We start from the raw sequence: 25132 nt of genomic DNA, 5'->3' as shown, positions 1-25132 counted from the left end.
TAACGGATAGCGACACGTTTTTAAAATTAGATAGGTATCTCTCATCTAAACTACTTTTCTCCTCATTCATACTCCAACAGCTCTTTCTATGATAAAATGATAAAACTGACTAAGTTTCACATGGAAATTTGAAATGTAAGGTGATTAAATACATGAAGTTAATTATTGCAGAAAAGCCGGATCAAGGATCGACTCTAGCTTCACAGTTTAAGCCGAAGCGTCACGACGGCTATTTAGAGATTCCACCGAATGAAGTGTTTACAGACGGAGCGTATGTGACGTGGGCAGTGGGGCATTTATGTCAGCTTGTAAGTCCGGAAGATTATAAGCCGGAGTGGAAAAAGTGGTCAATTGACACGCTGCCGATGATTCCAGACCGTTTTCAATATGAAGTGACGCGCTCAAAAGCGAAGCAGTTTCAAGTGGTAAAAAAGTTGCTTAAAAAGCCCACGGTTACAGAAATTATTCATGCGGGAGATGCGGGGCGTGAAGGGGAATTAATCGTTCGTAATATCATTCAGCTGTCGGGTGTGCATAAGCCGATGAAGCGATTGTGGATTTCGTCTTTAACGCCAAAAGCTATTTATGATGGGTTTCAACAGTTAAAAGACGAAAGCGATACCCGTAACCTTTATTATGAAGCATATACAAGAGCATGTGCAGATTGGGTCGTTGGGATGAATGCTTCACGGGTGTATAGCATTTTGTTAAAAAAGCATGGCATGTCAGATGTTTTTTCAGCAGGGCGCGTGCAGACGCCAACGCTTGCTTTAATCGTAAAGCGTGAAAAGGAAATTGATAACTTTGAATCAGAGCCTTTTTGGGAAGTGCTTGCTAAGTTTGATATTGAAGGAAAGAAGTATGAAGGCAAATGGCATCAAGACGGAGAGTCGCGTCTTAAAGAAAAAGAAATGGCGTATAAAATTGCCCAGTTTTGCGAAGGAAAAGACGCGGAAGTTCATGAACTCGTAACGGAGCGAAAAGAGTTCCAGCCGCCTTTATTATTTAACTTATCATCACTTCAAGCAACGGCGAATAAAGCGTTTAAGTTTTCTCCTAAAAAGACGCTTGATGTGCTGCAAGGGCTGTATCAGAAAGGAATTGTTTCTTATCCACGATCAGACTCAAACTACGTAACAGAAGGTGAAGCTGAAACGTTTCCTGAGATTTTAGAAAAGCTGAGTGCTTTTTCTGAATACGAACATTTATTTCCGCTTCCTTACTCTTCAGTCCTGGGAAATAAACGCTATGTAAATGCAAAAAAAGTAAGCGATCACTATGCGATTATTCCAACGGAACAAGTAAAGGACCCGAGCAAACTGTCAGGAGACGAACAGAAAATTTACGACTTAGTCGTAAGGCGTCTAATTGCGGCACACTATGAAAAAGCGATTTTCGACTATACAACGATTACGACACTCGTGGAAAAGCGAGCAGCTTTTATTTCAAAAGGAAAGCAGCAAATCCAAGAAGGCTGGCGTAAAGTAATTTTTCAAAATGAGAAAGATGACGACGTTATTCTTCCGAATGTTCAAGAAGGCGAAGAAGGAAAAGTTATTAAAGTAGACGTAAAAGAAGGTAAAACACAGCCTCCAAAACGCTACACGGAAGGTCAGTTGATTACACTGATGAAGACAGCGGGTAAGCATTTGGATAATGATGAGCTGGAGAAAATTTTAGCAAAATCAGAAGGATTAGGTACGGAAGCTACGCGTGCCGGCATCATTACAATGCTTAAAGACCGTAAATATATTGATGTGAAAAAAAACCAAGTGTTTGCGACTGATAAAGGAAAGGTATTGATTGACGCGATTGGCGATAAAATTTTAGCTTCACCAGAAATGACGGCTAAGTGGGAGCAGCGTCTAGCTGAAATTGGTGAAGGAACAGCATCAGCCGGTGCCTTCATGGAACAAACAAAGAAGCTGTCAGCTAAAATTATCGAAGATGCTGTCGAAGCCGAAAGCAAGTGGAATTTCAGCGGATACGACACTGAATCCATTCAGCGAAAAGGCAAGGGCAAAGGTAAAAGCTTTTCTTCCAAATCGTTTGGTTCGTGTAAGCTTTGCGATGGAAAAGTAGTGGATAAAGGCTCATTTTACGGATGCTCAAACTATGCAAAAACCAAATGCACGTTTACCGTATCGAAAAAGATTTTAGGTAAAACAGTCACTCAAGCTAATTTAAAAAAGCTGTTAAGTGAAGGACAGACAGATTTGATTGAAGGTTTTAAAAAAGGTGATAAGACCTTTAATGCCAAGTTAGAATGGAAAGAAAACAAAGTACAGTTTTTATTTGGAAAATAGAGAAATAAAAAGCGCTTGCTAAAGAGCAGGCGCTTTTTGTATGTAAAAACAGGATTTCTCCAGCTCTTCTAGAAGTTCTTACATAGCTTATTTATGTAAAGGATGAGATTGATGAAACGAACGAGTAAAGGGATGATTCCGTTTTGGGATTATATTGGCATTGAGGAAACGCTGCTTGAAAAAGGATATGCAGAGTTAAAAATCACGATTCAGCCGCAGCTTCTGCAGGGAAGAGGAACGGTTCATGGAGGCGTTATTGCCACGCTTATTGACGCGGCGGTTGGTTCAGCTGTCCGGTCTTCTCTTTCCGAAGAGGAAAGTGCCAGTACAGTTGAATTAAAAGTAAATTACACAAGGCCGGGTATAGGTGAGTATTTAGTTGCTAAATCTACACTGTCTCACCGAGGCAAAACGCTGGCTGTTGGAGAAGTGAAAATTGAAGACAGCAGCGGAAAGCTTGTTGCGCTTGGCAGTGCAACGTATATGATTTTTTCAGCAAAAAAAGCTTAGGATTCTAAGCTTTTTTTGCTGAATTCAGCTGCTGGCTAATGAATGCAATAATCGTTTCATAGTAAGCTTTGGGATGAGGAGCAAATTCACTTTTGTGTGCTATACGGTGAATTGGCTCTTTTTCATTTGTTATCCCTTCAACGGTCAGTTCTGTTTGATTTCCAAGCCACAGTTCGCAAAAGTGAGAAAACGGAGCTTTTACAAGGCCTGATACCTCTTCTTGCTGCAACGTAAACGCACTAAGAGGGTGGGAGCTGTAGTATAAAAATACGTGTGCGAATTCTTTGTCAATATAGTACGGCTGAGCTACTTCGTATTTAAAGACATCTAAAGGAAGCAATTCATCAAATGAAATGTTGACGCCGAGCTCTTCTTGAATTTCTCTTACTCCATTTTGAACGGTTTCCGTATGAAGCAAATGTCCAGCAGCTGTGATGTCAAGCGCACCGGGATAATCTTGTTTTTGTTCGCTGCGAATTTGAAAATAAATATAGTCTGTATCATTTTCACGGCTGATAAACCAGCAGTGAAACGCTTCGTGCCAATAGCCTTTTTCATGAACTTCTTTGCGAGACGCTGTTCCTATGCGCTGCTGTTGGTCGTTAAATACGGTTAACACTTCATCGTTCATCATAAAACCCCCATTTGTTTCCTACTTCTTTCTACTCTAACCTGCCATGAAAGTTATGTAAATAATGGAAGATGAAAATCTGCTTTGATCCATATAAATATGCACAAAATAAAAGATACATCAATTTTAGTAAAGAAGGTGCATGCGTTGAATCATTGGATGGAAGTAGTACTTCGTTCAGTGCTGATTTTACTTGGCTTGTTTTTTATTACAAAGCTGTTGGGGAAAAAACAGTTATCCAAACTTTCTTTTTTTGAATATATCGTTGGCATTACAATTGGAGATATTGCGGGAACAATTTCAATGGATGTAGATTTACAGGCAAGTCACGGGGTAGTCGCGATTTTAGTGTGGGCATCCTTTCTTATTTTTGTATCAAACGTATCATTAAAAAGCATAAGCTTTCGAAAAGCGGTGGAAGGGACGACAACAATCCTCATTAAAGAAGGAAAAATTCTTGAGGAAAATGTAAAAAAAGAAAAATATACAGTAGATGAGCTCATGGAGCAGCTTCGTAAAAAAGACATCTTTTATGTGGAAGACGTAGCTTTTGCGATGCTTGAAACCAACGGCGAATTAAGCGTGCTGTTAAAAAAAGAAAAGCAAAACGTTAAGAGAGAAGATCTATTAATAAAAGGAGAGGCGACACGATTACCTCAAACGATTATCATGGACGGAAATATAATGAAAGAAGCCGTTCATGAGCTAGGGTATAGCGTAGCATGGGTTAAGGAGCAACTCCAAAAGAAAGATGCTGCAGTGGATAAGGTATTTTTAGGCCAAGCAGACTCAGCAGGTCATCTGTATCTTGATTATTATGAAGACTGAGGCTGAGAGAAAAGTATTTTAGCCCAAGTGAAAAACGAACCATTAATCAACATGTCTGATTAGTGGTTCGTTTTTTTGTGAATGTGAACATAGTATTATCTGTTTCGTTCCTTCTAGCAGTTGCACGGAAATCAACTGCGGTGTAATAAGCAGTCCAGCTCATGTATCTCATTGATTTGTCTTTGGGTTGGATTCATTTAGTTATTTCTCAACCTCAGCGAGGATCTACTTCTTGCCCTGATTTTATGTCGATTACTTTAAGGTTATTTTGAGGTGCTTTAATATCTTTACTTGCAGGCGCTGCTTTTTTATTTTCCACCCAGTCTACTAACAAATCAAAAGATTGATGAGCATATGGAAGCAGAGGCTGAAGCTCTTGATTTGGATCCGTTTGTTTATTCCATACTAAGCTGTCAACGTGATTTCCGTTTTTAACGGTATAGAGACGATGCAGATTTGCTTTGCCAGCTTTTTTAACGAGTTTTTCATAGCCTTCCGCGTGAATAGACGGGAAGATAAGTGAATCGAGAGAGCCGGCCATACTGATAAGAGGTACATCGATATCACCCGTATTTTCTACTTTTGCTACATTTTCTTTTACGCTTTTTGGCCGGGTTTGATAGCGATAATTTTCAAAGATATAATCCCATGAGCGATCACGTAGACCTGCTGAAGTAAAGTTTAAATAGTTGTGCCAGTTTGTTCTTCCTGGAGCAGTTGGATCAAAGTGATCACGGTAAATGTTTAATGTGACCGCCCAGTACACTTGATCATGATAATTCCACAATTTTTCAGATCCTTTTGGAAGACCTGCTTTATACATTTGTTTCATGGCTTTTTTCTGTTCTTTTGCCGTTCCGTACAGCGCTTCTTCCGCGTTGTTGACAACAGGTGTTAGTGAGCTAATTAAATTTGGTGCTTTTGAACTCCATAATACGCCTTCCCAATCGACGCCTCCATCAAATAAACGAGGCTCTTTTGTTTGCTTTGGATCATCGTGTTCAAGTGCATATCTGACGACGTATCCACCGTTTGAAATGCCAATTGCATACGTTGGTACTTTATGATCGTTTCGAATCAAATCGCTTGCAGGGTTTTTTCGATTGGCCGGGTTGATTAGCTTATCCGAATAATGAGTAGTCAAGTATTTCTGGGCAGCTTTTGTCAGTTGACGATAGCGCATATTCCATTCTGCTACGCTGTCGTCATCGTTAGCGAGTGCATTTTTTACTTTAGCAAAAGGATCGGTAGGATCACTTTCTCCTTGCGTTCCTTTATCGGTGGCTGCAAACGCATAGCCTTTTTTAAGAACGTAATCACTGAATAATAAATCGGTGGACGTTTCGTTGCGCGTGGCAGGAATGCCGGCTACCACAAGTTTTCCGTTCCAGTTATCAGGAACGCGGATAACGAACTGAGCGTCTTCAAAAATTCCGTTCACTTGCGTTCCTTTGACCTCAGCGGGCTGATTGATTCGATACCAGCCCGATTCATCTTCAGGTTTCCCCCAGTTATAAGGAGTAAGCCCAATATTGCCATAGAGCGTAGCCTGCTGATACTGAGCGGGGTTTTTAGTCGTCAGCCAATTCCCGTTCGCTCCGTCAAAATAGGTTTCTGCCGACTGATCAGCATTTGGAATGACCTCTGCTTTGTTAGAAGCTTCAGCAAGAGATCCTGAAGCAGAAAAACAAAGAGCAGCAGAAAAAGTAAGCGCTATCATTTTTCGTTTCACATTTTTTCCTCCTCATAAAAATACTCATACCTTTTAAGTAAATTCCATAAAAAAGAAAAATGTCCTGTTTTAAAATTAGTTTGGAGGGAAATTTTTTCATTTGTTTCTAAGCTGTTTTTGTCTAACAAACAGGTAAAGTGCATCCAATTCTCTAGTTTCTTTTTAGGCTGCTTATATTATAATGAAACAAGGATTAAAAAAGACAGGGTAAAACAATCGATTAAATAAGTATAAAAGATATGAAGAACGTTTCTATAAAACGTTTATCTTAGAGGGCAAGGGAGTAGGTCTATGAGCAGCTTTAACATTCAGTTTTTGTATTCCGTTACAATCATTCTATTAGGATACATACTAAAACGAACAAACCTCCTTCAGCAAAAAGACGGGGAAGCTTTAGCCAGAATTATTTTTAATATTACAATGCCTTGCTTGATTATTGTCACATTCAGCAGTATTAAAATTGACGGATCGCTTATTTTACTATTAGTTATTGGAATTGTCTATGGCTTGCTGTTAGCTGCGGTAGGAATTTTTGTTTTTCGAAAAGATGAGCGAAAAGTGAAAGGCATGCTGATGATGATGATTCCAGGTTTTAATATTGGAATGTTTGCTTATCCACTAGTAGAAGGCATCTGGGGAAAAGAAGGACTTAAATACTTTGGTATGTTTGATGTCGGAAATGCCTTTGTTATTTTTGTTTTATGCTATGTAATTGGCAGCTACTACTCTGGGGATGACATTGACATTGAATTTAAAAAGATTTTATATAAAGTATTAAAATCAATGCCGCTTCTTACCTATATAATCATTTGTCTTCTTGCGAGTATAGGCATTCATTTACCATCATACGTATTAGACGTTTCAGGCATTATCTCGAAAGCGAATATGCCGCTTTCTCTTTTGCTTTTAGGCGTATATTTAAATTTCTCGTTCCAAAAAAGCTACTTGAAAAAAATTATTATGTTTTTAAGTATCCGCTACGTAATCGGACTCGGCGTAGGAATTGCGCTGTTTTTCCTGCTTCCATTTGAAGATATGTTCCGGTATACAATCTTAGTTTGCTTCATTCTACCGGTAGCGGGGTCAGTTTTACCTTACGCAGTAGAATTCAAATACGATCAAAAATTTGTCGGCACCGTGTCAAATCTGACAATTCTGCTGAGCTTTTTGCTGCTTTGGGGAATGACAAACATTTTAATGTAAATAGCAAAGGACGCTCACACTTGTGAGCGTCCTTTTTGATGAAAAAAGGATATTCCCAAATAAACAGAGGTAAGCTAGGAGGAGAGAAAATCCATCATACATACAACCTGACGGGAGGAAAAAAAGTGGAGTCCTTAACTTTTGTTTTATTTGGCGCAACGGGTGATTTAGCAAAAAGAAAAATCTTTCCTGCTCTTTATAATTTATTTACAGACAAAAAGCTCCCTGATGCTATTTCTATTATTGGATCGGGGTACGAGCAGATGTCTCATAAGGATTTCAAAGAGCGTGTAAAGCAATCTGTAAACGATTTTTCGAGACGGAAAATGGAAAGTAATGAAGAAGATTTTTTGTCCCTGTTTCATTATCAAGCAGTAGATGCAAGTAAAACAGAAGATTACGAACAGCTGCTGAAACTTGTGAATGAGCAAGAAACAACTCATGGAAGTAAAGGAAATCGTTTGTTTTATTTGTCCGTAGCACCAGAATACTTCGATGTAATTGCTTTGCATATAAAAAAAAGCGGCTTAGATCAAACTGGAGGCTGGAAGCGTCTAATGATTGAAAAGCCGTTTGGACATGATCTTATTTCAGCAAGAGAGCTTAACGAGAAGCTAAGCAGTACGTTTAAAGAAGAAGAAATTTATCGAATTGATCATTATTTAGGTAAACCGATGGTGCAAAATTTAGAAGCGCTTGAATTTACGAACCCCGTGCTGCAATCATTGTGGAATAACAAACACATTGCGAACGTACAAATTACGGCAAGTGAAACAGTCGGTGTTGAAAATCGTGCAGGGTATTATGATCATACGGGGGCCATACGCGACATGATTCAAAATCATATGCTGCAGGTTCTCATGATGACAGCTATGCATCTTCCGAAACGAATTTGCTCAGAAAACATTTTAGAAGAAAAGCAAAAAGTAATGGAGTCACTGAGGAAAATTCAAGCGGAAGAAGTAGCTCGCGATGTTGTACGAGGGCAATACGGAAGCGGAGAAATCGATCACAAATCTGTTAGAGGATACAAAGAAGAGCCTGGCGTAGAAGCAGACTCTAAAAATGATACGTTTGTAGCAGTACGTTTATGGATCGATAATCCATTTTGGAAAGGTGTTCCTTTTTATATTCGAACGGGCAAACGAATGAAAGAAAAATCAACTCGCATCGTCGTAGAATTTAAAGATTCTTTAAAAGGTCTGTACGAAACTCCTTATGACAAAGTAGCACCAAACTTATTTATTATTGAAATTAGTCCAAGCGAAAACGTCGCTTTGCAGCTTAACAGCAAAAATCCATTAAAAAATGGTGTTATTGAGCCGGTTCGTATTACGTTTTCAAGAGAAGAAGAAAGTGTTCCAGAAGCATATGAACGAATTATTTACGACGCATTAATCGGCGACTCCACGTTTTTTGCTCATTGGAAAGAAGTAGAGCTGTCTTGGCAATGGGTACAGCCTGTATTAGATGCATTTGAAGCTGACATGCTGCCGCTTTATGAATATCCATCGGGTTCACAAGGTCCTGAAGAAGCCCAGAAATTAGTTGAACAAGAAGGCTTTAAGTGGTGGCTCGATGACGATGAACATGGGGAAGCACCTGGAGTGTTTTTGCCGATTTAATAAAGACATCTCTTTTAGGGGTGTCTTTTTCATACTTTGTATATTCTGAATTTTCTTGAGGCGCTTATGTTCCCTGCGTATAATCAAAAGAGTAGATGCATGAAGTATTGTGTAAAGATTAATATAAAAAGACGCAGGGGGATTTTTGATGAAAACGTTAAAAATAGCGAACATACCAGGAGATGGAGTAGGAAAAGAAGTTGTGCCGGAGGCGGTTAGGGTCCTTCGTACGATTGCAGATCTTCACGGGGGATTAAAATTTGAATTTACAGAATTTCCTTGGAGCTGTGATTATTATTTGAAGTACGGACAGATGATGCCGGAAGATGGGCTAAAGCAGCTTCAACACTTTGACGGAATTTTTTTAGGAGCCGTAGGAAATTTAAATCTTGTGCCAGATCACGTGTCGCTATGGGGGCTGCTCATTAAGATTCGTCGAGAATTTCAGCAGGTAATTAATATTCGTCCAGCCAAGAGATTAAAAGGCATTGCATCTCCACTAATGAACCCAAAAGATTTTGATTTAATTGTTGTTCGTGAAAATAGTGAAGGAGAATACAGTGAAGTAGGAGGCCGGATTTATCAAGGAGAAGATCAAATTTCTATTCAAAATGCGGTTTTTTCTCGAAAAGGAACAGAACGAGCGATGCGCTACGCATTTGAATTAGCTTCTAAAAGAAAAGCAAAAGTTACAAGCGCAACGAAGTCAAATGGAATTGTTCATTCCATGCCGTTTTGGGACGAAGTGTTTCAAGATGTTGCCAAGAGTTATCCTCATATTGAAACAGACTCACAGCACATCGATGCGCTGGCGGCTTTTTTTGTTACAAATCCAAGTCGTTTTGATGTAATTGTGGCAAGCAATTTATTTGGAGATATTTTAACAGATATCGGAGCTGCTATTATGGGAAGTATTGGCGTTGCTCCTGCTGCAAATATTAATGTGAACGGAAAATATCCTTCGATGTTTGAACCGGTGCACGGGTCTGCTCCTGATATTGTCGGAAAAGGCATTGCAAACCCAATCGGACAGATTTGGACGGCTAAAATGATGTTGGATCATTTTGGTGAACAAGAATTAGGCAGTCATTTATTAGAGGTTATCGAACAAGTGACGGAATCGGGTATCATTACACCAGATGTTGGAGGCAGCGCAACTACTAGTGAAGTAACGAATCAAATTATTTCTCATTTAAAGAAGTGAAGGTTCTAAAAGAGGCTAGGACAAAAGAATATTAGACGAAGTGAAAAACGAACCATTGATCAAAGTGTTTGATTCATGGTTTGTTTTTTTGTGGTAAACGTAGGTTTCATGTGTGTAGGTCTTTCTAGCAGTTGGTTGGAGGGCAAGGCGAATATTCCCGCGGAAAGCGAAGTCTTGCCCGGAAATCAAAATCGATAAATACATGTTGACACTTACATATATGAACCCTATAATAGTTTGAGTTGAGATAATTCGTATACATATTATTTCTAGACTATGATTTAGTTTGTTTTAATAAATAGATACGAATAAACAAATAAAAGGAGGAAAATCATGCAGAAATCGAAATTATGGACAAAAGATTTTTTAGCGGTCTCATTGACCAGCTTTTTTGTTTTTGTCATTTTTTATATGTTAACTGTCACATTGCCGCTGTTTGCAACAGATGAACTTCATGCAAGTAAACAAAGCCTAGGGTTAATTGTGACAATTTTTTTAGTGTCCGGTATTGTGTTCAGACCGCTAGCCGGTAAGTGGATGACAACATTAGGACAGAAGAAAGTGCTATTGATAGGTGTCTTTATCTTTTTAATTGGTTCTATTTTATATATGAACGTTCACTCATTATCTGCGCTGCTGCTGCTGCGTGTGCTTCATGGTATTGGTTTTGGAATGAGCACAACTGCTACAGGAGCAATCGTTGCAAATGTAATCCCAGAACAGAGAAAAGGCGAAGGGATGGGGTACTATGCGACGTTCATGAACTTAGCGATGGTAGTAGGTCCGTTTGTAGGCTTAACGTTAACAAATACTTTGAGTCATACAGCGGTTTTTACCGTTGCGGTTGTATCTTCTGTTTTAGCAGTATTATGCAGTCTAGTACTTCGTGTACCTGAGGTGCAAGCTTCTTCTGCAACAAATGAAATACAGCCAGCTAAAGGTCTTGCGGCGTTCTTTGAATACCGTTCGCTGCCTATTTCTGTTGCTGGGCTTGTGGTAGCTTTTTCATATGCAAGTGTTATTTCGTTTGTGTCTATTTATGCAAAAGAAATGGGCTTTACGCAAGCTTCAAGCTTTTTCTTTGTTGTCTACGCGGTGTGCTTATTAGCTTCTAGACCTTTTACTGGAAAATGGTTTGATCAATACGGAGAAAACAGCGTGGTATATCCGTCCATTTTATCTTTAGCCATCGGTATCTTTTTGCTTAGCCAAGCGACGACAAGCTGGGTGTTTTTATTAGCTGGAGCATTGATTGGATTAGGCTTTGGAACGATTACATCAAGTTTTCAATCCATTGCTGTAAAAAAAGCTTCTCCTCATCGCCGAGGTGTCGCCACAGCTACGTTTTTTGTGTTTTTTGACTCTGGAATGGGTTTAGGGTCCTTTTTATTAGGCATTTTATCCACAGCAGCCGGGTATAAAGGAATGTATGTATTCTGTTCCATTGTTGCTCTTTTAGCTATAGCAGTATACCTTGTATTGCACGGTCGAAAAAGCCAGAAACAGCGCATTATTTCTCAAAATGAATCATTAGGAAAATAACATAAATAAAAAAAGGCGTGCTCAAGGGGAGCATGCCTTTTTTATTTATGGAGCTCTAAAGAAAACGAAAACGGCTGTGAGCATATCGATATAGAAGCCTCCTGATTTCTTTAGAGATTTCTTTTATTCCACTTCTTCTTTTGTAATCACTTCTTCTTTTGTAATCCACTCACTGGACCATGTCTGAATTTCCTGAATTACCGGCGCTAGTGCTAATCCTTTGTCGGATAATGAATACTCGATTCGAACAGGAGTTTCCGGAATAACCGTACGAATGACGATTCCTTCATGCTCTAATTCTTTTAAGCGCTCGGATAAGAGCCTTCCGCTTACTGGAAGTGCTTCTTGCATTTGAGAAAACCGCTGTGAGCCGGAAAGCAGCTGAAAAATGATCAAACTCGTCCAACGTTTCGTTAGTATAGTAACAGCCTTTTCAAAACGTGGGCAGAGTGCTAAACCGTCCATGTTATTACCTCCATTCTCTTCCTATTATTATAAAACAAAGTCAGCATTTTATCTAGTGTTATGTAATTTAATTACTTAAAGATTATAAATCACTTTACGTATTTATATTTTGATTATATAATTTATATAATTATAAAAGTTAATTACTAAAAGTAACAAAAAGAGCATAAAAGCTTTACAAGATAAATGTATCGTCATATAATACTTTAAGCAAGTAAAGTTACTTACTTTTAGTAAGCTAATACATCAATTAAAAAAGATAAATGTAGTGAAGTGCTAAAAAAAACAGTTGTTCATGTGAGAGATTGAGCACAATGTGAAAATAGTAGATAAGTGAAAGACACATAAGAGGAGGAAATGACTGTGATTAACCAAAAAGTTGTTTCAATTTTAAAAGATAAAATTAACGTAGTAAAAAATGAAGACCATTTTATTTATATAGTAGGACCTATTACGCTCCCTGTGAATCTGGATGGTGAGACACAAGTATTTAGTTGGTATTCATGGCTGCGTTCTGATAATGTAAAAGAAGGATCTTTAAGTACGGAAGAGCTTATTGAAAAAATGCAAGGAGCTAATTTAGCTGACATGCAGCAATCGAGTGTTCTTGTGTACGGAGATTTTCAAGAATCGCATGAGGCACTCATTCGTATGCACAGTATCTGCCATACGGGAGATATATTCGGAAGCAAACGCTGCGACTGCGGTTTTCAATTAAAACAATCAATGAAAATGATCGTCGAAAATGGGAGCGGAGCGCTATTTTATTTAGCAAATCATGAAGGACGCGGCATTGGCCTATTCAGCAAAGCAATGGCATACGTTCTTCAAGAAAACGGATTTGATACGGTAGAAGCGAATGAAGGGTTAGGATTTGAAGATGATACTCGCAGCTATAGTGATGCCATCAGCGTGTTAAAAGTGCTGCGCCAAAAACCGGTTACGCTGATTACCAATAATCCAAAAAAGCTAATCGCGCTTGAGAAAAACGGCGCACTTTTATCAGGGCGCGTTCCACTTTGGGGAGATGTATCGCAGTTTAATGAAAAGTATTTGGATACTAAAGTTAAACGTTCAGGACATTTAAAAGAGGAGGTTCTTCTTTGATCAATCACGAATTTTATATGAATATAGCTTTACAAAACGCAAAATCAACAAAAGGACAAACAGAGCCAAATCCGCTTGTAGGATCGGTCATTGTAAACGATAATCGAATCGTTGGAATTGGTACGCATTTAAAAGCTGGCGAACCGCACGCTGAAATTCACGCGCTGCGAATGGCTGGCGAACAAGCAAAAGGAGCGACTGCTTACGTAACGCTAGAGCCTTGTTCACACCACGGACGTACAGGTCCTTGTGCTGAAGCGCTAGTTGAAGCCGGTGTAAAAAAAGTGGTCATAGCAACTTTAGACCCGAATCCTTTAGTAGCAGGTAATGGAGTTGAAATTTTAGAAAACGCAGGCATTGAAGTTATAACAGGTGTATGTGAAGAAGAGTCACGTCAAATGAATGAAGTCTTCAATAAGTATATTGTAACGAAGAAGCCGTTTGTTTCATTAAAGTCAGCGATTACGTTAGACGGTAAAATAGCAACTGCTTCTTCTCACAGCAAGTGGATTACGTCTGAGGAAGCTCGTTTGGATGTACATCAGCTGCGTCATGAAACAGCGGGTATCTTAGTAGGGGTGAATACGGTCATTAAGGACAACCCCGAGCTGACAACTCGCATTGAAGGCGGCCGCAGTCCAATTCGTATTGTGATGGATTCAAAGCTGCGCATGCCGCTTGAATCTAAGCTAGCAACGGATTCTTTAGCTCCAACGTGGATATTTACAAGTCAGGGCTATTCAAAAGAAAAAAAAGAACAGCTCGAAAAGCAAGGCGTCGAAGTATTTGTTACAAGCGGTGAGGACAAAGTAAATCTTGAAGATATGCTTTCTATACTAGGTGAGAAATTTGTGTCGTCTCTTTTAATTGAAGGAGGGGGCGAAGTGAATGCCGCATTCGTGGAAAATCGTTTAATTGATAAATTGGTGCTGTATATGGCTCCAAAGCTTTCAGGAGGAAAAGAAGCTCCTACTTTCCTAGAAGGAAAAGGCGTAGAGAAAATGTGGGACGCAGTGGACGTGGAGCGTCTTTCTGTGACGTCAATCGGCAAAGACTTTAAATTTGTTGGATATCCTGTTTATAAATAAAAATGTGAATGAGACTGGAACAAAAATATGTTAGTTGAAGGAAGGTCCGAGCGATTTATCGTTCGGATTTTTTGCTGTTATGGTGAACATAGGTTTCATGGATGCAGATGCTTTTAGCGGTTGATTGGAGGGCGAAGCGAAGTCTTGCACGAAAATCAACGGTGGTGTGACAAGTAGTCCAGATTATTTATCCTATTTGTTCGTCTTTAGATTGGATTGATGTAGTTATGTCTCAATCTCGTTTTTTTATGGGGTTTTTTGGATAAGAGGAATCATACACTATTTTACTCTTATAGATTAATTTGCTATTATAGGGAATGGTCAATTTCGAAACATCGTATAAATTTTTAACGTGTTTACAGTTGACTATCTAAATAAAAGCACTATATGTTTATAGAGAGAATATATTATGTGAAAGTAAGGGTGAGAAAAGAGATGAGAGAGTATAGAATTGGGAGTGTTATGAGAGACCTTCGTAAAATGGCAGGGTTGACACAACAAGAATTATCAAGAGACATTTGTACACAAGCGCAAATCAGCAAAATTGAAAACGGTGAAGAATATCCATCAAGCATTACCCTCTATAAAATTTCTAAGCGCCTTGGCGTAGATGTTAACTACTTTTTTGATAGTGTCGAATCACCTCGACTTGATTACGTAGATGCGGTTCAATCGTTAATTCGTCAATATATTCGTCAGAGAGATTATGATGCTATTCATAATATCATTGTAAAAGAAAAAGAAAGTCCGCTGTTTCAAAATCCGCTGAACAAGCAATTTTTAATGTGGCACGAAGGTATTTGCGTGTATTACATTCATCATAACAAAGAAGATGCGCTATCTAAAATGTACCAAGCGATCGAGCTTACTAAGCAATCGGCAACGTTTTATAAAGAAAGAGAAATTGAAATTTTAAATAGCATTGGAATTATTCTTTATGAAGAGAAAGAGTATGAACAGGCTCTAGATACATATCAAACAGCACTCAAAAGCTTAAATGAGTTGCCCCAAACAAAAGACGAAAATATAAAAATTAGAATTCTAAATGCACTTGCCAAAACGCTTGGAGATATGAGTAACTATGATGAATCATTAATATATAGCAACCGAGGAATCGATTTGTGCATTAGTAATGAATCAATGTATTTATTTGGAGAACTTCATTACCAAGCAGGAGAGAGCTTAATCAAATTAGGTAAAATTGAACAAGGTAAAGAATATATGGAAAAGTCTATGACCATTTTCACCCTGCAACGAAATGAGCGATTTGTCAAGCTAGTAGAAAAAGAACTTGAAGCTCTATTTGTTTAAAATATTCCTATCATTATAATTTTTGAGAAATTTCTATTAAAATGGAGGAAATCCATGATTTTAAGGGGATAAATGCTGATAGAAAGGAATTCATCTACTTTTATCCTGTGATACACTAGAGTCAAATCAAAGAAAGAGGAGGAAATAATTATGAAAAAAGTATTAGTCGGTATGGCATTAGCGTTTACATTAGTAGCAGGTGTTGCTTCAGTTGGAACAAGCGTAGCAACAGGAGATTTTTCAACATTAGGTCTTCCAAGCCAACATTAATAAAAAAAGCCGTGCTAAGAAGCACGGCTTTTTTTATTGTGTTTTACTTGACTGATCTTTGTTGCGTTTGTTTCCTTTTGAATTATCCCCGCTTGAAATTTCTTCACCCATTTCAACAAGATGGTGCTGCGTTTTTGGATTACTTTGATTAGCGCTTCCTTTGTTATTCTTTTTAGTCATCTTCATTCTCCTTTAAAACGATGGCAATGCATCGAGATTATTTGTTTTGTCATGATCAGGAATACTGCGAATATACGTACCGCCGTCTTTCCCTACAAAGGTACTCACATGCTCAACGTCCCCGGCTTCTACTTTCTTTAACGCTTCTTCATAGGTTAAAACGTCTCCTGAAGCCGTTTGGAATTCTAAGAGGTCACCGTCTGCATTTTTACGTACTGCAACGAAACGTTCTTTCATACAAATAAACACCTTCCTTTACATCTATATGGTTGCTGAAATAGTCGTTTTTATTCATTATAAAAAGTGATAAGGTAAAGAAAAGAGTGCAAAGGGGATAAAAAATGACAACATTTAATTGGCATGATCAAGCTCAAGACGAATGGAATCAAAAAGTCTCATTTTGGAATAGCCGAAGTGAAGAGATGTGGAAAAACGGAAGTCGGAAAACAGTGATTCCATTTATTCAAAAACATCTTAAATCAGGTGGTATAGTGGCAGACGTGGGCTGCGGTGATGGGTTTGGAACGTCTCTTCTAGCTGCTTCTGGATATAAAGCAGTCGGTCTTGATTTATCAGAAGAAATGATTCAAAAAGCATCCCAGCTGCATAAAAGTGAAAATTTGTCGTTCGCTCAAGCTGATATTATGCAGCTTCCGCTGTCTTCTGAATCAGTAGAAGGGGTTATGGTAATCAACGCCCTAGAATGGACGGAGCACCCGCGATTAGCTTTGAAGGAATTGCACCGAGTTGTAAAAACAGGAGGATATGCATGTGTAGGTATTCTTGGACCAACTGCTCAGCCTCGTACCAATAGTTTTCAAAGACTATATGGTGAAGACGTTATTTGCAATACGATGATGCCGTGGGAGTTTGAACAGCTTGCAAAAGAAAATGGATGGGAAGTAATCGATGGCGAAGGTGTATATAAGCGAAATGTTACAGATAAACTGATTGGACAGCTCCCAAATGAATTAAAGCAAGCCTTAACGTTTCTATGGCTATTTATGCTCAAGAAACAATAAAAACAGCACACCTCTCCTTATATGTAGCTGTACAAAGGGTACACTACAAACTGGAGGTGAGTGACATGAGTAAAATTAAAAAAGACCGCTCAAAATCAGAGCTGGGTTCACCAAATGTAGAAGGACAAGGGACGACCACTTCTGAACAAGGTGTTCAAAGCAGTTCAGCTAACAAAAAGCAGAAGCGTTCATAACAAAAATAAAACGAACTTGCAGGGAGAACAACGAGCTCCCTGCAAGTTCGTTTTATTTATGGGGTCAGTTTTATAAATAAGAAGGTATTGTGTGCAAGATTATAGATAGCTTATAATAAAATCTGAGCCAATAATTGTAATTTTATACAAGTTTGGTTTACATTCGATGTAAAGTGGAGGTGTAATAAATGGTAAATAAAAGATGTTTACCGGATACTGCAGCGTCTCATGCAAAGCCTGATATTAGAAAGGCGATACTTTGCATGGGGTGGACGGTTTAGTAATAGACATCGCCTAACCGCGCATATCTCATTTCTAATATATACGGCTTTGCCCCTTATTGTATAAGCAAAACCACATAAGGAGCTGGCAGAAATGACGTATGTAAAAGCAACAAATATTTTACCTGAAGAGCTGATTAGTGAAATTCAAAAATACATTCAAGGAGAAACCATTTATATTCCAAAGCCGCAGAAGGCAAAAAGAAAATGGGGAACTTGCTCTGGTGGAAGAAAGTTGATTGACGAGCGAAACGAACGGATTAAGAATTTGTTTGAAAAAGGAACTTCAATTGAGGAACTAGCCCGTGAATACTTTTTATCAACCGAAACCATCAAAAAAATTGTATATAAAAAGCAACGGTAGAAATCAAGCGCTGGCAACTGAATGCCTGCGCTTTTTTAGGTATAGTTTATTTCTGATTTATTTTTTACATTTCATAAAAGGAATCCGTACGGTAAAGTAAAAAGTAGCTGATTAAATGAAGAAGGAGTGAAGAACGTGGAAGCGTTTATAAGAAATGATCAATATAATTTTATCAAAAGCCAAGCGCAAATTCTTATCAATGGGCATGGAACAGTAAACAATTCTGATGTGCTGCAGGCTTTAAAAGCTCTTGCAAAAGAAAAAGTATTAAATGTGTTTGATGTTCTTAGCGATGAACAGGAAGAATTACTGCTGTCAGTTGCTGAGGTTAGAAATAAGGAGCAAGCAGAGGTGTTTTTAGAAACGATAAAGCCTTACGTGATTCCATTTAAATCTTTTACAGAAGCTGGCGTGAAAAAGCTGTTTCCAAAAGTGAAAAAGTTAAAAGTCCCTTCTGCTGATAGCATTGATCTAACGAGCATTTCCTATGTCAGCTGGATCGATAAAGGCTCAAACAGAAAGTTTATCGTAGCGCAGGATCCGGATACCCAGAAGTTAAAAGGTATTCAAGGAACGTTTAAACCTATCAACCAGAAGGGAATATGCACACTTTGCCACAGCTACGAGGAAGTCGGTATGTTCACTGCTGAAATCAAAGGAACTGTTCAAGGGACATTTACACAACGAGGAAATTATATTTGTCAAGATAGCGAAGCATGTAATCAAAATTTGCTTACCTTAGAGCGGCTTCATGATTTTATGTTAAGGCTTAGTAAATAACATGCGCCTAATAAGAAGAATACAAAAAGAGAAGGTTCAGCCTCTATACTTTTGGTGAGACTGAGCCTTCTTTGTCTATCTGTTTTTCTCGATTGGATTGTCACGATAGCTAATCCAATCGCTCCAGCTGCCGGCATATAATTTTACATTTGGAAAACCTGCTGATTTTAAAGCTAAAACGTTCGGGCAAGCAGATACACCCGATCCGCAGTATACAATGATTTCAGCGTGAGAATCAATAGCTGAAAACATTTCCTTCCACTCTTTATCTGTTTTCCACAAACCTTCTGAAGTTAACACATCTTGCCAGAAAGAATGAATGGCGCCTGGGATATGTCCTGCTACAAAATCAATGGGTTCTTCTAAGCCGAGATATCTCCTTTTTTCACGAGAGTCGATAAGAACAACATTAGGGTTATGAAGATTCTCTTTTACGTATTCAACTCCTGCGAGTCCCCAATCTTGTTGAACGAAAGGTACAAACGTTTGAGGAGAAGCTTCTGGTACGTTCTTCGTTGTTTCATATCCCGATTGCTTCCATTTATTAAAACCTCCATTTAAAATTTTCACGTCTTCAATTCCTATATATCGCAGTAGCCACCATGCTCTTGAAGCCATCATTCCGTTTTGTTCATCATAAACGACGATTTTTGAATCAGCATTAATTCCTAAGCTGCCGAGCTTTTGAGCTAGCTTTTGAACGTCAGGCAGCGGGTGTCTGCCTCCGGGAGAAGCAGCTGCAGAAGACAAATCTTTCTCTAAATCCAAGTAATGAGCATGCGGGAGGTGCTCCTTTTGATAAGCGCTTGCGCCTGCCTCAGAATTTCCAAGGGTAAATCGGCAGTCAAGCAACACAATGGAGTGTTGAGGTTGCTGTAATGCAGTATGTAAGTCTGCTGGTGAAATAATAGTATTCATAACATTCACATCCTTTTACCAAAATTCTAGTTGAAATAACTAAAAATGAAAAGCGTTATATGTAAATTACGGCAAAGCTATTTTGTTTTCCTTCAATTATTCCCCGTAGAATAATTGACCATTTTAACGCTTATCTGATGCAGAGCGAAATGCTCCTGTGCTACAGTTATAATAAGAGTTACATAGTGTAAGTCAAATGCTCAGCGTAATGTCATACCTACTATTGAAGAGAAGGAGAGAGAAAGATGCAAACAAATGAAAAGAAAGAATTTAAACTGATCGCACTAGATATGGATGGAACGCTGCTGAACAATCAGCAAGAAATTTCTAAAGAAAATCGTGATGCCATTGCTAAAGCTCAAGAACAAGGTGTTCATGTGGTGCTAAGCACGGGACGATCTCTTTTAACATGCCGTGAATATGCGCAGTCTCTTCAGCTATCTTCTTACCTTATTACAGTAAACGGAAGTGAAATTTGGGATGAATCTGGAGAGCTTGTAGAACGAAAGTTAATTGATGCTGCTTATATAGAGAAGATGTGGAATTTAACGCAAGAGCATAAGCTTAACTTTTGGGCGGTGACTACGGATAAAGTATGGAGAGACGAATTTCCAGAAGATATTGCCTCACAGGAATGGCTGAAGTTTGGCTACGATATTCCAGATGATGCTTTACGAGAAGATGTGCTGAAACAAATAGCAGGCATTTCAGATTTTGAAATTAGCAACTCTAGTTTAACGAATCTAGAAATTAATGCACTTGGTATTAACAAAGCAAAAGGGATCATGACCGTATGTGAACGTTTGGGCATTTCAATGGATGAAGTCATTGCCATGGGAGACAGCTTAAATGATATGGCTATGATTGAAGCGGCAGGGTGTGGAATCGCCATGGGAAATGCTCAGGAAGCTGTAAAAGAAGCAGCGGACTGGGTGACAGATACAAATGTCAATAACGGAGTAGCGAAGGCTATCAGCCACTGGGTGCTGAAATAACAGCAGCTCTCCATGTTGCACAACTTAACTGCTTCCCGCATAAACTGATACTGGATGCCTCCCTTAGAGTTCGTCTTATACGTATATATAAGGAGAAGCCATCTAGTTAAGGAGTGGGGAGTATGAGTGATTTATCATTAGACAAGCTGTTACAAAAAGCAGAAAATAAGTTGCAAGATGTACATGAAATAGTGCAGGAAAAAGCGTACGAGCTCATTGGGCAAGCATATAAAGAAAGCATATTTGTTAGTATCACTGAAGGATTTAGATCGATAGCGCATCAGCACAAACTATATTCACAAGGCCGAACAACACCAGGAAGTATTGTGACTAATGCCAAAGGCGGGTATTCTTATCACAACTATGGACTAGCTTTTGACATTGCGCTGCTCGATAACGACGGAAAAGTTGACTGGACCATTGATCGAAGATGGGACAAAGCGGGAGAGATAGGAAAAAGGATTGGGTTGGAATGGGGAGGAGATTGGACAAGCTTAAAAGATTACCCTCATTTTCAATATACATTCGGTTTATCTTTGTCGGAGCTTCGAAGTGGAAAAGGACCTAAAAAACAGACGCCAAAGGCTTCAAGCATGTTAATTAAATACGGAGATCGAGGAAATCACGTACAGTTAATTCAGCGTATGCTTATTCACTTAGGTTATTCTCTTTTTGGAGGCGCAGACGGTATATTCGGGTCTTCCACTTTCAAAGCGGTAAAAGCTTTTCAACAAGCACTTTATCTGCAGGTAGATGGAATAGTTGGACCGAAAACACTCGAAAAGCTCTACAATAATTTTAATAAAACTATGTTCTAAATAACCATAAAAACCGATAACGAGAAAAGGAAGAAAGGAGATGGATGGAAATCGTCTCCTTTCTTCCTTTTCTGTAGTTATAGTAGAAAAACTGAAATTTATAAAGAAATAAAAAGGATTTTCTAAGCGTAAGAAACGTTCACGTGATCTAACTGGATAACATTGCTCAACAACACGATATCTTTATATATTTCACTTTTTACAGAGGCGTTTGAACAGTTTTGATAGTCTTTCAACAAGCGGCCAAGTTCTTTAATAAATAACAACGTCTCTTGTTCATTAATCATAGTCAAAACTCCTTGTTTAGAAATGAATCCAGGTCATTATATAGGAATTCTATCATATCTATACGCACCTGTTGACAAAAAAAGTTCGTCAATTTTTTTGTGAGAAGAAGAAATTTAGGGATATGTGGAATGCGTTCGACTCTCTCATTTTATATATATGCAGCTTGTCTAAAAATATGAGAGTAGTTATAGTAATATTTACTCCTAATCATGCAACTTAAAACCTATTTTAGAGGTTATCCGTAAATTCCCTCTATTGTAGAGGGATGGAACAAAAAAAGAATGTCTCTTTTTGTATCTTTAGTATGATAATGTTTTGAAGAAATAAGGCATATTTTTGAGTGTTAAGATGGATTTGAATTAGATCTTTTGACACGCTCTTTTTGTAGGAGAGGCATATTTACTTTCTATCAAGGGAAATCGTAAAGCTCCAAAGAGTTTCTAAATCAGAAACTCTTTGGAGCTTAATTTTTTGGATAAGGGATGTGCAAAAGTTCTGGGACGGTCACAAAATGATATCCTTCTTGCTTAAGTCTAGGAATGATGGTATCCAGTGACTTTGCGGTGTTAGAAAGGTCCATGGTCCAATGGCCGCCGTCGTGCATCAAAACAATTGTTCCGGCATGCATGTTCTTAAATACATTATTGGTGATTTCTGTTTCTGGGATTTGCTTCCAGTCTAATGAATCAGAAGACCAGTTAATCGCATAGACATTTTCATTTGGCAGCTCGTTGATCATTTCTTTCGTTAAATTTCCATATGGAGGACGAAACAGCTGTGTTTCAAAACCGGTAATGTTTTTAATAATAGCCTGAGTTTTGGCAATTTCCCAGTGAAACTTTTCAGTAGATTCCTTTAGTAAATTGGGGTGCCAATAGGTATGAATCCCAACAGCATGACCTTCGGCTACCATTCTTTTCACCAGCTCAGGGTGTTCGTGAGCTTTTGCCCCAATAAGAAAAAAGGTTGCTTTAATACCATGCTTTTTCAATTGATCCAATACATGTGGAGTAAAGCGCGGATCCGGTCCATCATCAAATGTTAGGGCGGTTTGCTTTAGTTGGTTATTACCTTGATAAAGCAAACGGTCACGCACAGCTACATTTTTTACTTGTTCCGCTTTACATAGTGCAGGAAGGGCTCCATTAAATAAGAAACACAGTGTGAAAAGCAGTACGCTAATTTTTCGTATCATGTACATGCACGCTCCTTTCTAGGGCAAAGTATAACGTTATGATACCCGATTAAAAATTTTGTATGAAGCTGAATTTCCCTTTTGTGTCAAAGCGTATGATATGAATGAAACAGCGTACTATAATAAACAGTTACTATTAGGTGAAGAAAGGAAAAAGCAGATGAAAAAAATAATGATTGCCGTAGCATTGATTTTTTCGCTAAGTTTATCTCCCTTAGCTGAATATATTTCCTATCATGATGACTATAACGCAAGTGCAAGGTCGTATCGTTCGGGGAAGCGGTCGTTTAATAGACAGCCAAGTGTTAGACAAAATGAGCCGAGGTCTAATTTTTCAAACCGCAGAAATGGAACTGTAAATCGAGGCGTTACCCGTTCAAAACGAGGAGGATTCGCTCGTGGACTGCTTTATGGCGGCCTGGCAGGGATGTTATTTGGCGGTTTGCTTGGTCATATGGGTGCACTGGGCGGGATTTTTGGGTTGTTAATTAACATTTTAGCTATTGTGCTTATAATTAATTTAATTCTGCGTTTATTCCGCCCTTCTCGTCGCGACAATAATTGGAGATAGACCGTAATTGCTGTCATAAACTAACAAGAAAGCTCCATATAAATAAGAAAACGCTTTCTATAGTTAATCGAAAGGATGAAACGTATGTCAGCAAACAGACAGCGCAGCAAATACCTGGCGTTTTGCACAGAATGCGGTCTCCCAAACAGGTTAACATTGTTTCTTTTAAGACAGTACGTTGCGACAGACGAATATAGCGGATTTTATTGTGGGAATTGCGGAATTCGAAACGAATTTCCAGATTCGGTCATTGAATATATTAAAGAACTTTAAAAAAGCTGGGACAAGAAAATCCGAACGCGTTTGATTCTCCACCAAGAATCAAACGCGTTCGGATTTTTTCATTGGTAGAGTGAACGTAGGCAGTATGTAGGTGCTTCTAGCTGTTGATTGGAGGGTAAGGTGAAGACTTCTGGGGAAAAGCGGAAAAGGTGAGACCCTGCAGGAACAGAAGCGGCGAGGAGGCTCATCGGCCGCCCGCGGAAAGCGAAGTCTTGTACGGAAATCAACAGTGGTGAAACAAGCGATCCATATTAGACCATTTATTTCATTTGTTTGTCTGTAGATCGATTTCGTTATGTCTCAATCTCTCTGTTTATTTGATAAAACTATGTTCTAAATGAAAATTAAAAAGAAAAACATAGCTGTGCAAAAAGATAGCTAAATAATTTTTTTCCTAAGGATAATCAATAAATTTCGCCCTTCAGGCTTGCTGATTAGGGCAAGTGCAAAACGATTTATAAGAAGAGTAGGTATAATGACTAATTGTAAGACCTAACTAACATTTTTGATTGCAGAAAATCGATTGAACCATACTTTAAAAGGAAGCATACACTATATTAAAATTTTAGAAAACGGAGGAATTGACTAATGCCTGTTTCCGTCATTTTCAACCAAATAAACGTGGTAAGTATGGTGTCCAATTCAGTAATTGCTTCAGGTCAAAATAGCCAGCCAGATTGGAATTCCCAAGGTAAATTTAACTTAGGAAACGGTTTTGCTATAAATTCAGCTATATTGGGCAGCACAAATATCATTAATGATCAGGATGTTTGTGATACGCCAATTACTCAGCCGGAAAATATTAATCCTCAGCCAGTTTCTCAGTTCTAGGAAAAGAAGATGAAAGAAGTTGAGAAAAGTTGATTATAAAATTTACTAATCTTAATGTTACGTATATTTCTAATAACTCTGGTATTTTCACAGGAGAAAATACTCAATCAGATTGGGAAGTGAATTGGAAAAGTAATACGGGGTTTGGTGAAATAATTGGCTATAATAACTTTGCCTCTCAAATGGTAAATGTTATTAACGATAATGACGTCGTTGATTCCTATTTTTCTGAAAATATAGATGTCAACAACGCCCCTGTTACACAAAGTTAAATGAGGAAAAACGGGTTCTGCAAATACCCCTTTAAGCACTCTTATTATTCTGTCAGAGTGGCGAGAATAGATTAGTAATAGAGTTAAACCATCTTTTATACAGATGGTTTTTTGCTAGCTTATTTTAGGATGTAATCGCAGCTATTAACATAGACCAAAAGGTAATGACAGGAATACTTTTATCGTAAACGGAGTAAGTATCATAGAAAAGACGTAAAAGCTCAAATGATTAAAGAGACGTTCAATTTGAGGTAAACAGATAAGAATTTAAACATAAGATAATGTATTTTCAGTTTTATATTGAATGTGATGAAGTAAA

28 protein-coding genes are annotated in these 25132 nt (G+C 38.4%); 20 read left to right on the top strand and 8 right to left on the bottom strand.

From position 1 onward, the window contains the following. The first annotated feature begins 152 nt into the window (after positions 1-152). Positions 153-2306 carry a DNA topoisomerase III gene (locus AC2YJL_RS14605; protein WP_251567907.1) on the top strand — a complete coding sequence of 718 codons (2154 nt, stop codon included), beginning with the start codon at positions 153-155 and terminating at the stop codon, positions 2304-2306. Between the two features lie 111 nt (positions 2307-2417). After that, on the top strand, positions 2418-2816 hold the full coding sequence (locus AC2YJL_RS14600) for a PaaI family thioesterase (protein WP_098626762.1): 399 nt from the start codon (positions 2418-2420) through the stop codon (positions 2814-2816). Between the two features lie 4 nt (positions 2817-2820). On the opposite strand, the gene AC2YJL_RS14595 is transcribed toward AC2YJL_RS14600, so the two are convergent. Continuing rightward, positions 2821-3450 (bottom strand): NUDIX hydrolase, encoded by a 630-nt coding sequence (locus AC2YJL_RS14595; protein ID WP_195694423.1) that lies wholly within the window; start codon positions 3448-3450, stop codon positions 2821-2823. A gap of 135 nt (positions 3451-3585) precedes the next feature. Between AC2YJL_RS14595 and AC2YJL_RS14590 the strand changes: the two genes are divergently transcribed. After that, positions 3586-4275 (top strand): DUF421 domain-containing protein, encoded by a 690-nt coding sequence (locus AC2YJL_RS14590; protein WP_230932814.1) that lies wholly within the window; start codon positions 3586-3588, stop codon positions 4273-4275. A gap of 214 nt (positions 4276-4489) precedes the next feature. Here the strand turns inward: AC2YJL_RS14590 and AC2YJL_RS14585 are convergent, their stop codons facing one another. Further along, the gene (locus tag AC2YJL_RS14585; RefSeq protein WP_195694419.1) at positions 4490-6007 is read right to left on the bottom strand and encodes an alpha/beta hydrolase; all 1518 of its coding nucleotides are present in this window, start codon (positions 6005-6007) and stop codon (positions 4490-4492) included. Positions 6008-6298: 291 nt separating this feature from the next. On the opposite strand from AC2YJL_RS14585, the gene AC2YJL_RS14580 reads away from it, so the two are divergent. The 4 genes from AC2YJL_RS14580 to AC2YJL_RS14565 all read left to right on the top strand — a co-directional run bounded on the left by AC2YJL_RS14580 (position 6299) and on the right by AC2YJL_RS14565 (position 11581). Next, a complete protein-coding gene (locus tag AC2YJL_RS14580) occupies positions 6299-7210 on the top strand; it encodes an AEC family transporter (protein ID WP_251567909.1) in 912 nt (303 codons plus the stop codon). 125 nt (positions 7211-7335) lie between these two features. After that, on the top strand, positions 7336-8835 hold the full coding sequence (gene zwf / locus AC2YJL_RS14575) for a glucose-6-phosphate dehydrogenase (protein ID WP_230932446.1): 1500 nt from the start codon (positions 7336-7338) through the stop codon (positions 8833-8835). A gap of 148 nt (positions 8836-8983) precedes the next feature. Further along, complete coding sequence (locus AC2YJL_RS14570) at positions 8984-10039, top strand: tartrate dehydrogenase (RefSeq protein WP_251567911.1); 1056 nt, start codon at positions 8984-8986, stop codon at positions 10037-10039. Between the two features lie 333 nt (positions 10040-10372). Continuing rightward, positions 10373-11581 (top strand): MFS transporter, encoded by a 1209-nt coding sequence (locus AC2YJL_RS14565; RefSeq protein ID WP_251567912.1) that lies wholly within the window; start codon positions 10373-10375, stop codon positions 11579-11581. A 123-nt stretch (positions 11582-11704) separates the two neighbouring features. Here AC2YJL_RS14565 and AC2YJL_RS14560 read toward each other — a convergent pair whose 3' ends face one another. Beyond that, positions 11705-12046, bottom strand: coding sequence for a winged helix-turn-helix transcriptional regulator (locus AC2YJL_RS14560; protein WP_230932449.1), 342 nt, complete (start codon positions 12044-12046; stop codon positions 11705-11707). A 363-nt stretch (positions 12047-12409) separates the two neighbouring features. Between AC2YJL_RS14560 and AC2YJL_RS14555 the strand changes: the two genes are divergently transcribed. The 3 genes from AC2YJL_RS14555 to AC2YJL_RS14545 all read left to right on the top strand — a co-directional run bounded on the left by AC2YJL_RS14555 (position 12410) and on the right by AC2YJL_RS14545 (position 15552). Next, a complete protein-coding gene (locus AC2YJL_RS14555; protein ID WP_016763807.1) occupies positions 12410-13153 on the top strand; it encodes a GTP cyclohydrolase II in 744 nt (247 codons plus the stop codon). Then, a complete protein-coding gene (ribD, locus tag AC2YJL_RS14550; RefSeq protein ID WP_025752013.1) occupies positions 13150-14241 on the top strand; it encodes a bifunctional diaminohydroxyphosphoribosylaminopyrimidine deaminase/5-amino-6-(5-phosphoribosylamino)uracil reductase RibD in 1092 nt (363 codons plus the stop codon). The genes AC2YJL_RS14555 and ribD overlap by 4 nt, the downstream gene beginning before the upstream one ends. A gap of 435 nt (positions 14242-14676) precedes the next feature. Then, positions 14677-15552 (top strand): helix-turn-helix domain-containing protein, encoded by an 876-nt coding sequence (locus AC2YJL_RS14545; RefSeq protein ID WP_014460489.1) that lies wholly within the window; start codon positions 14677-14679, stop codon positions 15550-15552. Positions 15553-15855: 303 nt separating this feature from the next. Here the strand turns inward: AC2YJL_RS14545 and AC2YJL_RS14540 are convergent, their stop codons facing one another. Together AC2YJL_RS14540 and AC2YJL_RS14535 are read right to left on the bottom strand one after the other, a co-directional pair. Next, positions 15856-16002 carry a hypothetical protein gene (locus AC2YJL_RS14540; RefSeq protein ID WP_013056671.1) on the bottom strand — a complete coding sequence of 49 codons (147 nt, stop codon included), beginning with the start codon at positions 16000-16002 and terminating at the stop codon, positions 15856-15858. 12 nt (positions 16003-16014) lie between these two features. Beyond that, the gene (locus tag AC2YJL_RS14535) at positions 16015-16239 is read right to left on the bottom strand and encodes a DUF3892 domain-containing protein (protein ID WP_013056672.1); all 225 of its coding nucleotides are present in this window, start codon (positions 16237-16239) and stop codon (positions 16015-16017) included. A gap of 104 nt (positions 16240-16343) precedes the next feature. Between AC2YJL_RS14535 and AC2YJL_RS14530 the strand changes: the two genes are divergently transcribed. The 4 genes from AC2YJL_RS14530 to AC2YJL_RS14515 all read left to right on the top strand — a co-directional run bounded on the left by AC2YJL_RS14530 (position 16344) and on the right by AC2YJL_RS14515 (position 18643). Continuing rightward, a complete protein-coding gene (locus AC2YJL_RS14530; RefSeq protein WP_050690040.1) occupies positions 16344-17024 on the top strand; it encodes a class I SAM-dependent methyltransferase in 681 nt (226 codons plus the stop codon). A gap of 65 nt (positions 17025-17089) precedes the next feature. Next, on the top strand, positions 17090-17218 hold the full coding sequence (locus tag AC2YJL_RS14525; RefSeq protein ID WP_013056674.1) for a YuzL family protein: 129 nt from the start codon (positions 17090-17092) through the stop codon (positions 17216-17218). Between the two features lie 375 nt (positions 17219-17593). Continuing rightward, on the top strand, positions 17594-17863 hold the full coding sequence (locus AC2YJL_RS14520) for a CD3324 family protein (protein WP_025752015.1): 270 nt from the start codon (positions 17594-17596) through the stop codon (positions 17861-17863). A gap of 135 nt (positions 17864-17998) precedes the next feature. Beyond that, positions 17999-18643: a FusB/FusC family EF-G-binding protein gene (locus AC2YJL_RS14515; RefSeq protein ID WP_230932452.1), complete on the top strand. Its 645-nt coding sequence runs from the start codon at positions 17999-18001 to the stop codon at positions 18641-18643. A gap of 75 nt (positions 18644-18718) precedes the next feature. On the opposite strand, the gene AC2YJL_RS14510 is transcribed toward AC2YJL_RS14515, so the two are convergent. Then, positions 18719-19561 carry a sulfurtransferase gene (locus tag AC2YJL_RS14510; protein WP_195694395.1) on the bottom strand — a complete coding sequence of 281 codons (843 nt, stop codon included), beginning with the start codon at positions 19559-19561 and terminating at the stop codon, positions 18719-18721. A gap of 245 nt (positions 19562-19806) precedes the next feature. On the opposite strand from AC2YJL_RS14510, the gene AC2YJL_RS14505 reads away from it, so the two are divergent. Then, positions 19807-20556, top strand: a complete 750-nt coding sequence (locus AC2YJL_RS14505) for a Cof-type HAD-IIB family hydrolase (RefSeq protein WP_195694393.1) — start codon at positions 19807-19809, stop codon at positions 20554-20556. Between the two features lie 122 nt (positions 20557-20678). Further along, positions 20679-21374: a peptidoglycan-binding protein gene (locus tag AC2YJL_RS14500; RefSeq protein ID WP_251567914.1), complete on the top strand. Its 696-nt coding sequence runs from the start codon at positions 20679-20681 to the stop codon at positions 21372-21374. Positions 21375-21496: 122 nt separating this feature from the next. Here the strand turns inward: AC2YJL_RS14500 and AC2YJL_RS14495 are convergent, their stop codons facing one another. Together AC2YJL_RS14495 and AC2YJL_RS14490 are read right to left on the bottom strand one after the other, a co-directional pair. Then, positions 21497-21661, bottom strand: a complete 165-nt coding sequence (locus tag AC2YJL_RS14495) for a hypothetical protein (protein ID WP_013056680.1) — start codon at positions 21659-21661, stop codon at positions 21497-21499. Positions 21662-22125: 464 nt separating this feature from the next. Further along, complete coding sequence (locus AC2YJL_RS14490; protein ID WP_230932454.1) at positions 22126-22857, bottom strand: polysaccharide deacetylase family protein; 732 nt, start codon at positions 22855-22857, stop codon at positions 22126-22128. A gap of 160 nt (positions 22858-23017) precedes the next feature. Between AC2YJL_RS14490 and AC2YJL_RS14485 the strand changes: the two genes are divergently transcribed. The 4 genes from AC2YJL_RS14485 (at position 23018) to AC2YJL_RS14470 (ending at position 24813) form a co-directional block, all read left to right on the top strand. Further along, the gene (locus tag AC2YJL_RS14485; RefSeq protein WP_025752021.1) at positions 23018-23428 is read left to right on the top strand and encodes a hypothetical protein; all 411 of its coding nucleotides are present in this window, start codon (positions 23018-23020) and stop codon (positions 23426-23428) included. A gap of 84 nt (positions 23429-23512) precedes the next feature. Continuing rightward, a complete protein-coding gene (locus AC2YJL_RS14480) occupies positions 23513-23701 on the top strand; it encodes a hypothetical protein (protein ID WP_014460480.1) in 189 nt (62 codons plus the stop codon). A gap of 639 nt (positions 23702-24340) precedes the next feature. Next, positions 24341-24541 (top strand): hypothetical protein, encoded by a 201-nt coding sequence (locus tag AC2YJL_RS14475; protein WP_223260161.1) that lies wholly within the window; start codon positions 24341-24343, stop codon positions 24539-24541. Between the two features lie 29 nt (positions 24542-24570). Continuing rightward, complete coding sequence (locus AC2YJL_RS14470; RefSeq protein ID WP_050690033.1) at positions 24571-24813, top strand: hypothetical protein; 243 nt, start codon at positions 24571-24573, stop codon at positions 24811-24813. The last annotated feature ends 319 nt before the right edge of the window (positions 24814-25132 follow it).

This window comes from Priestia sp. SRI_019, assembly GCF_057586255.1.
This window is presented reverse-complemented; position numbering and strand designations above follow the sequence as displayed.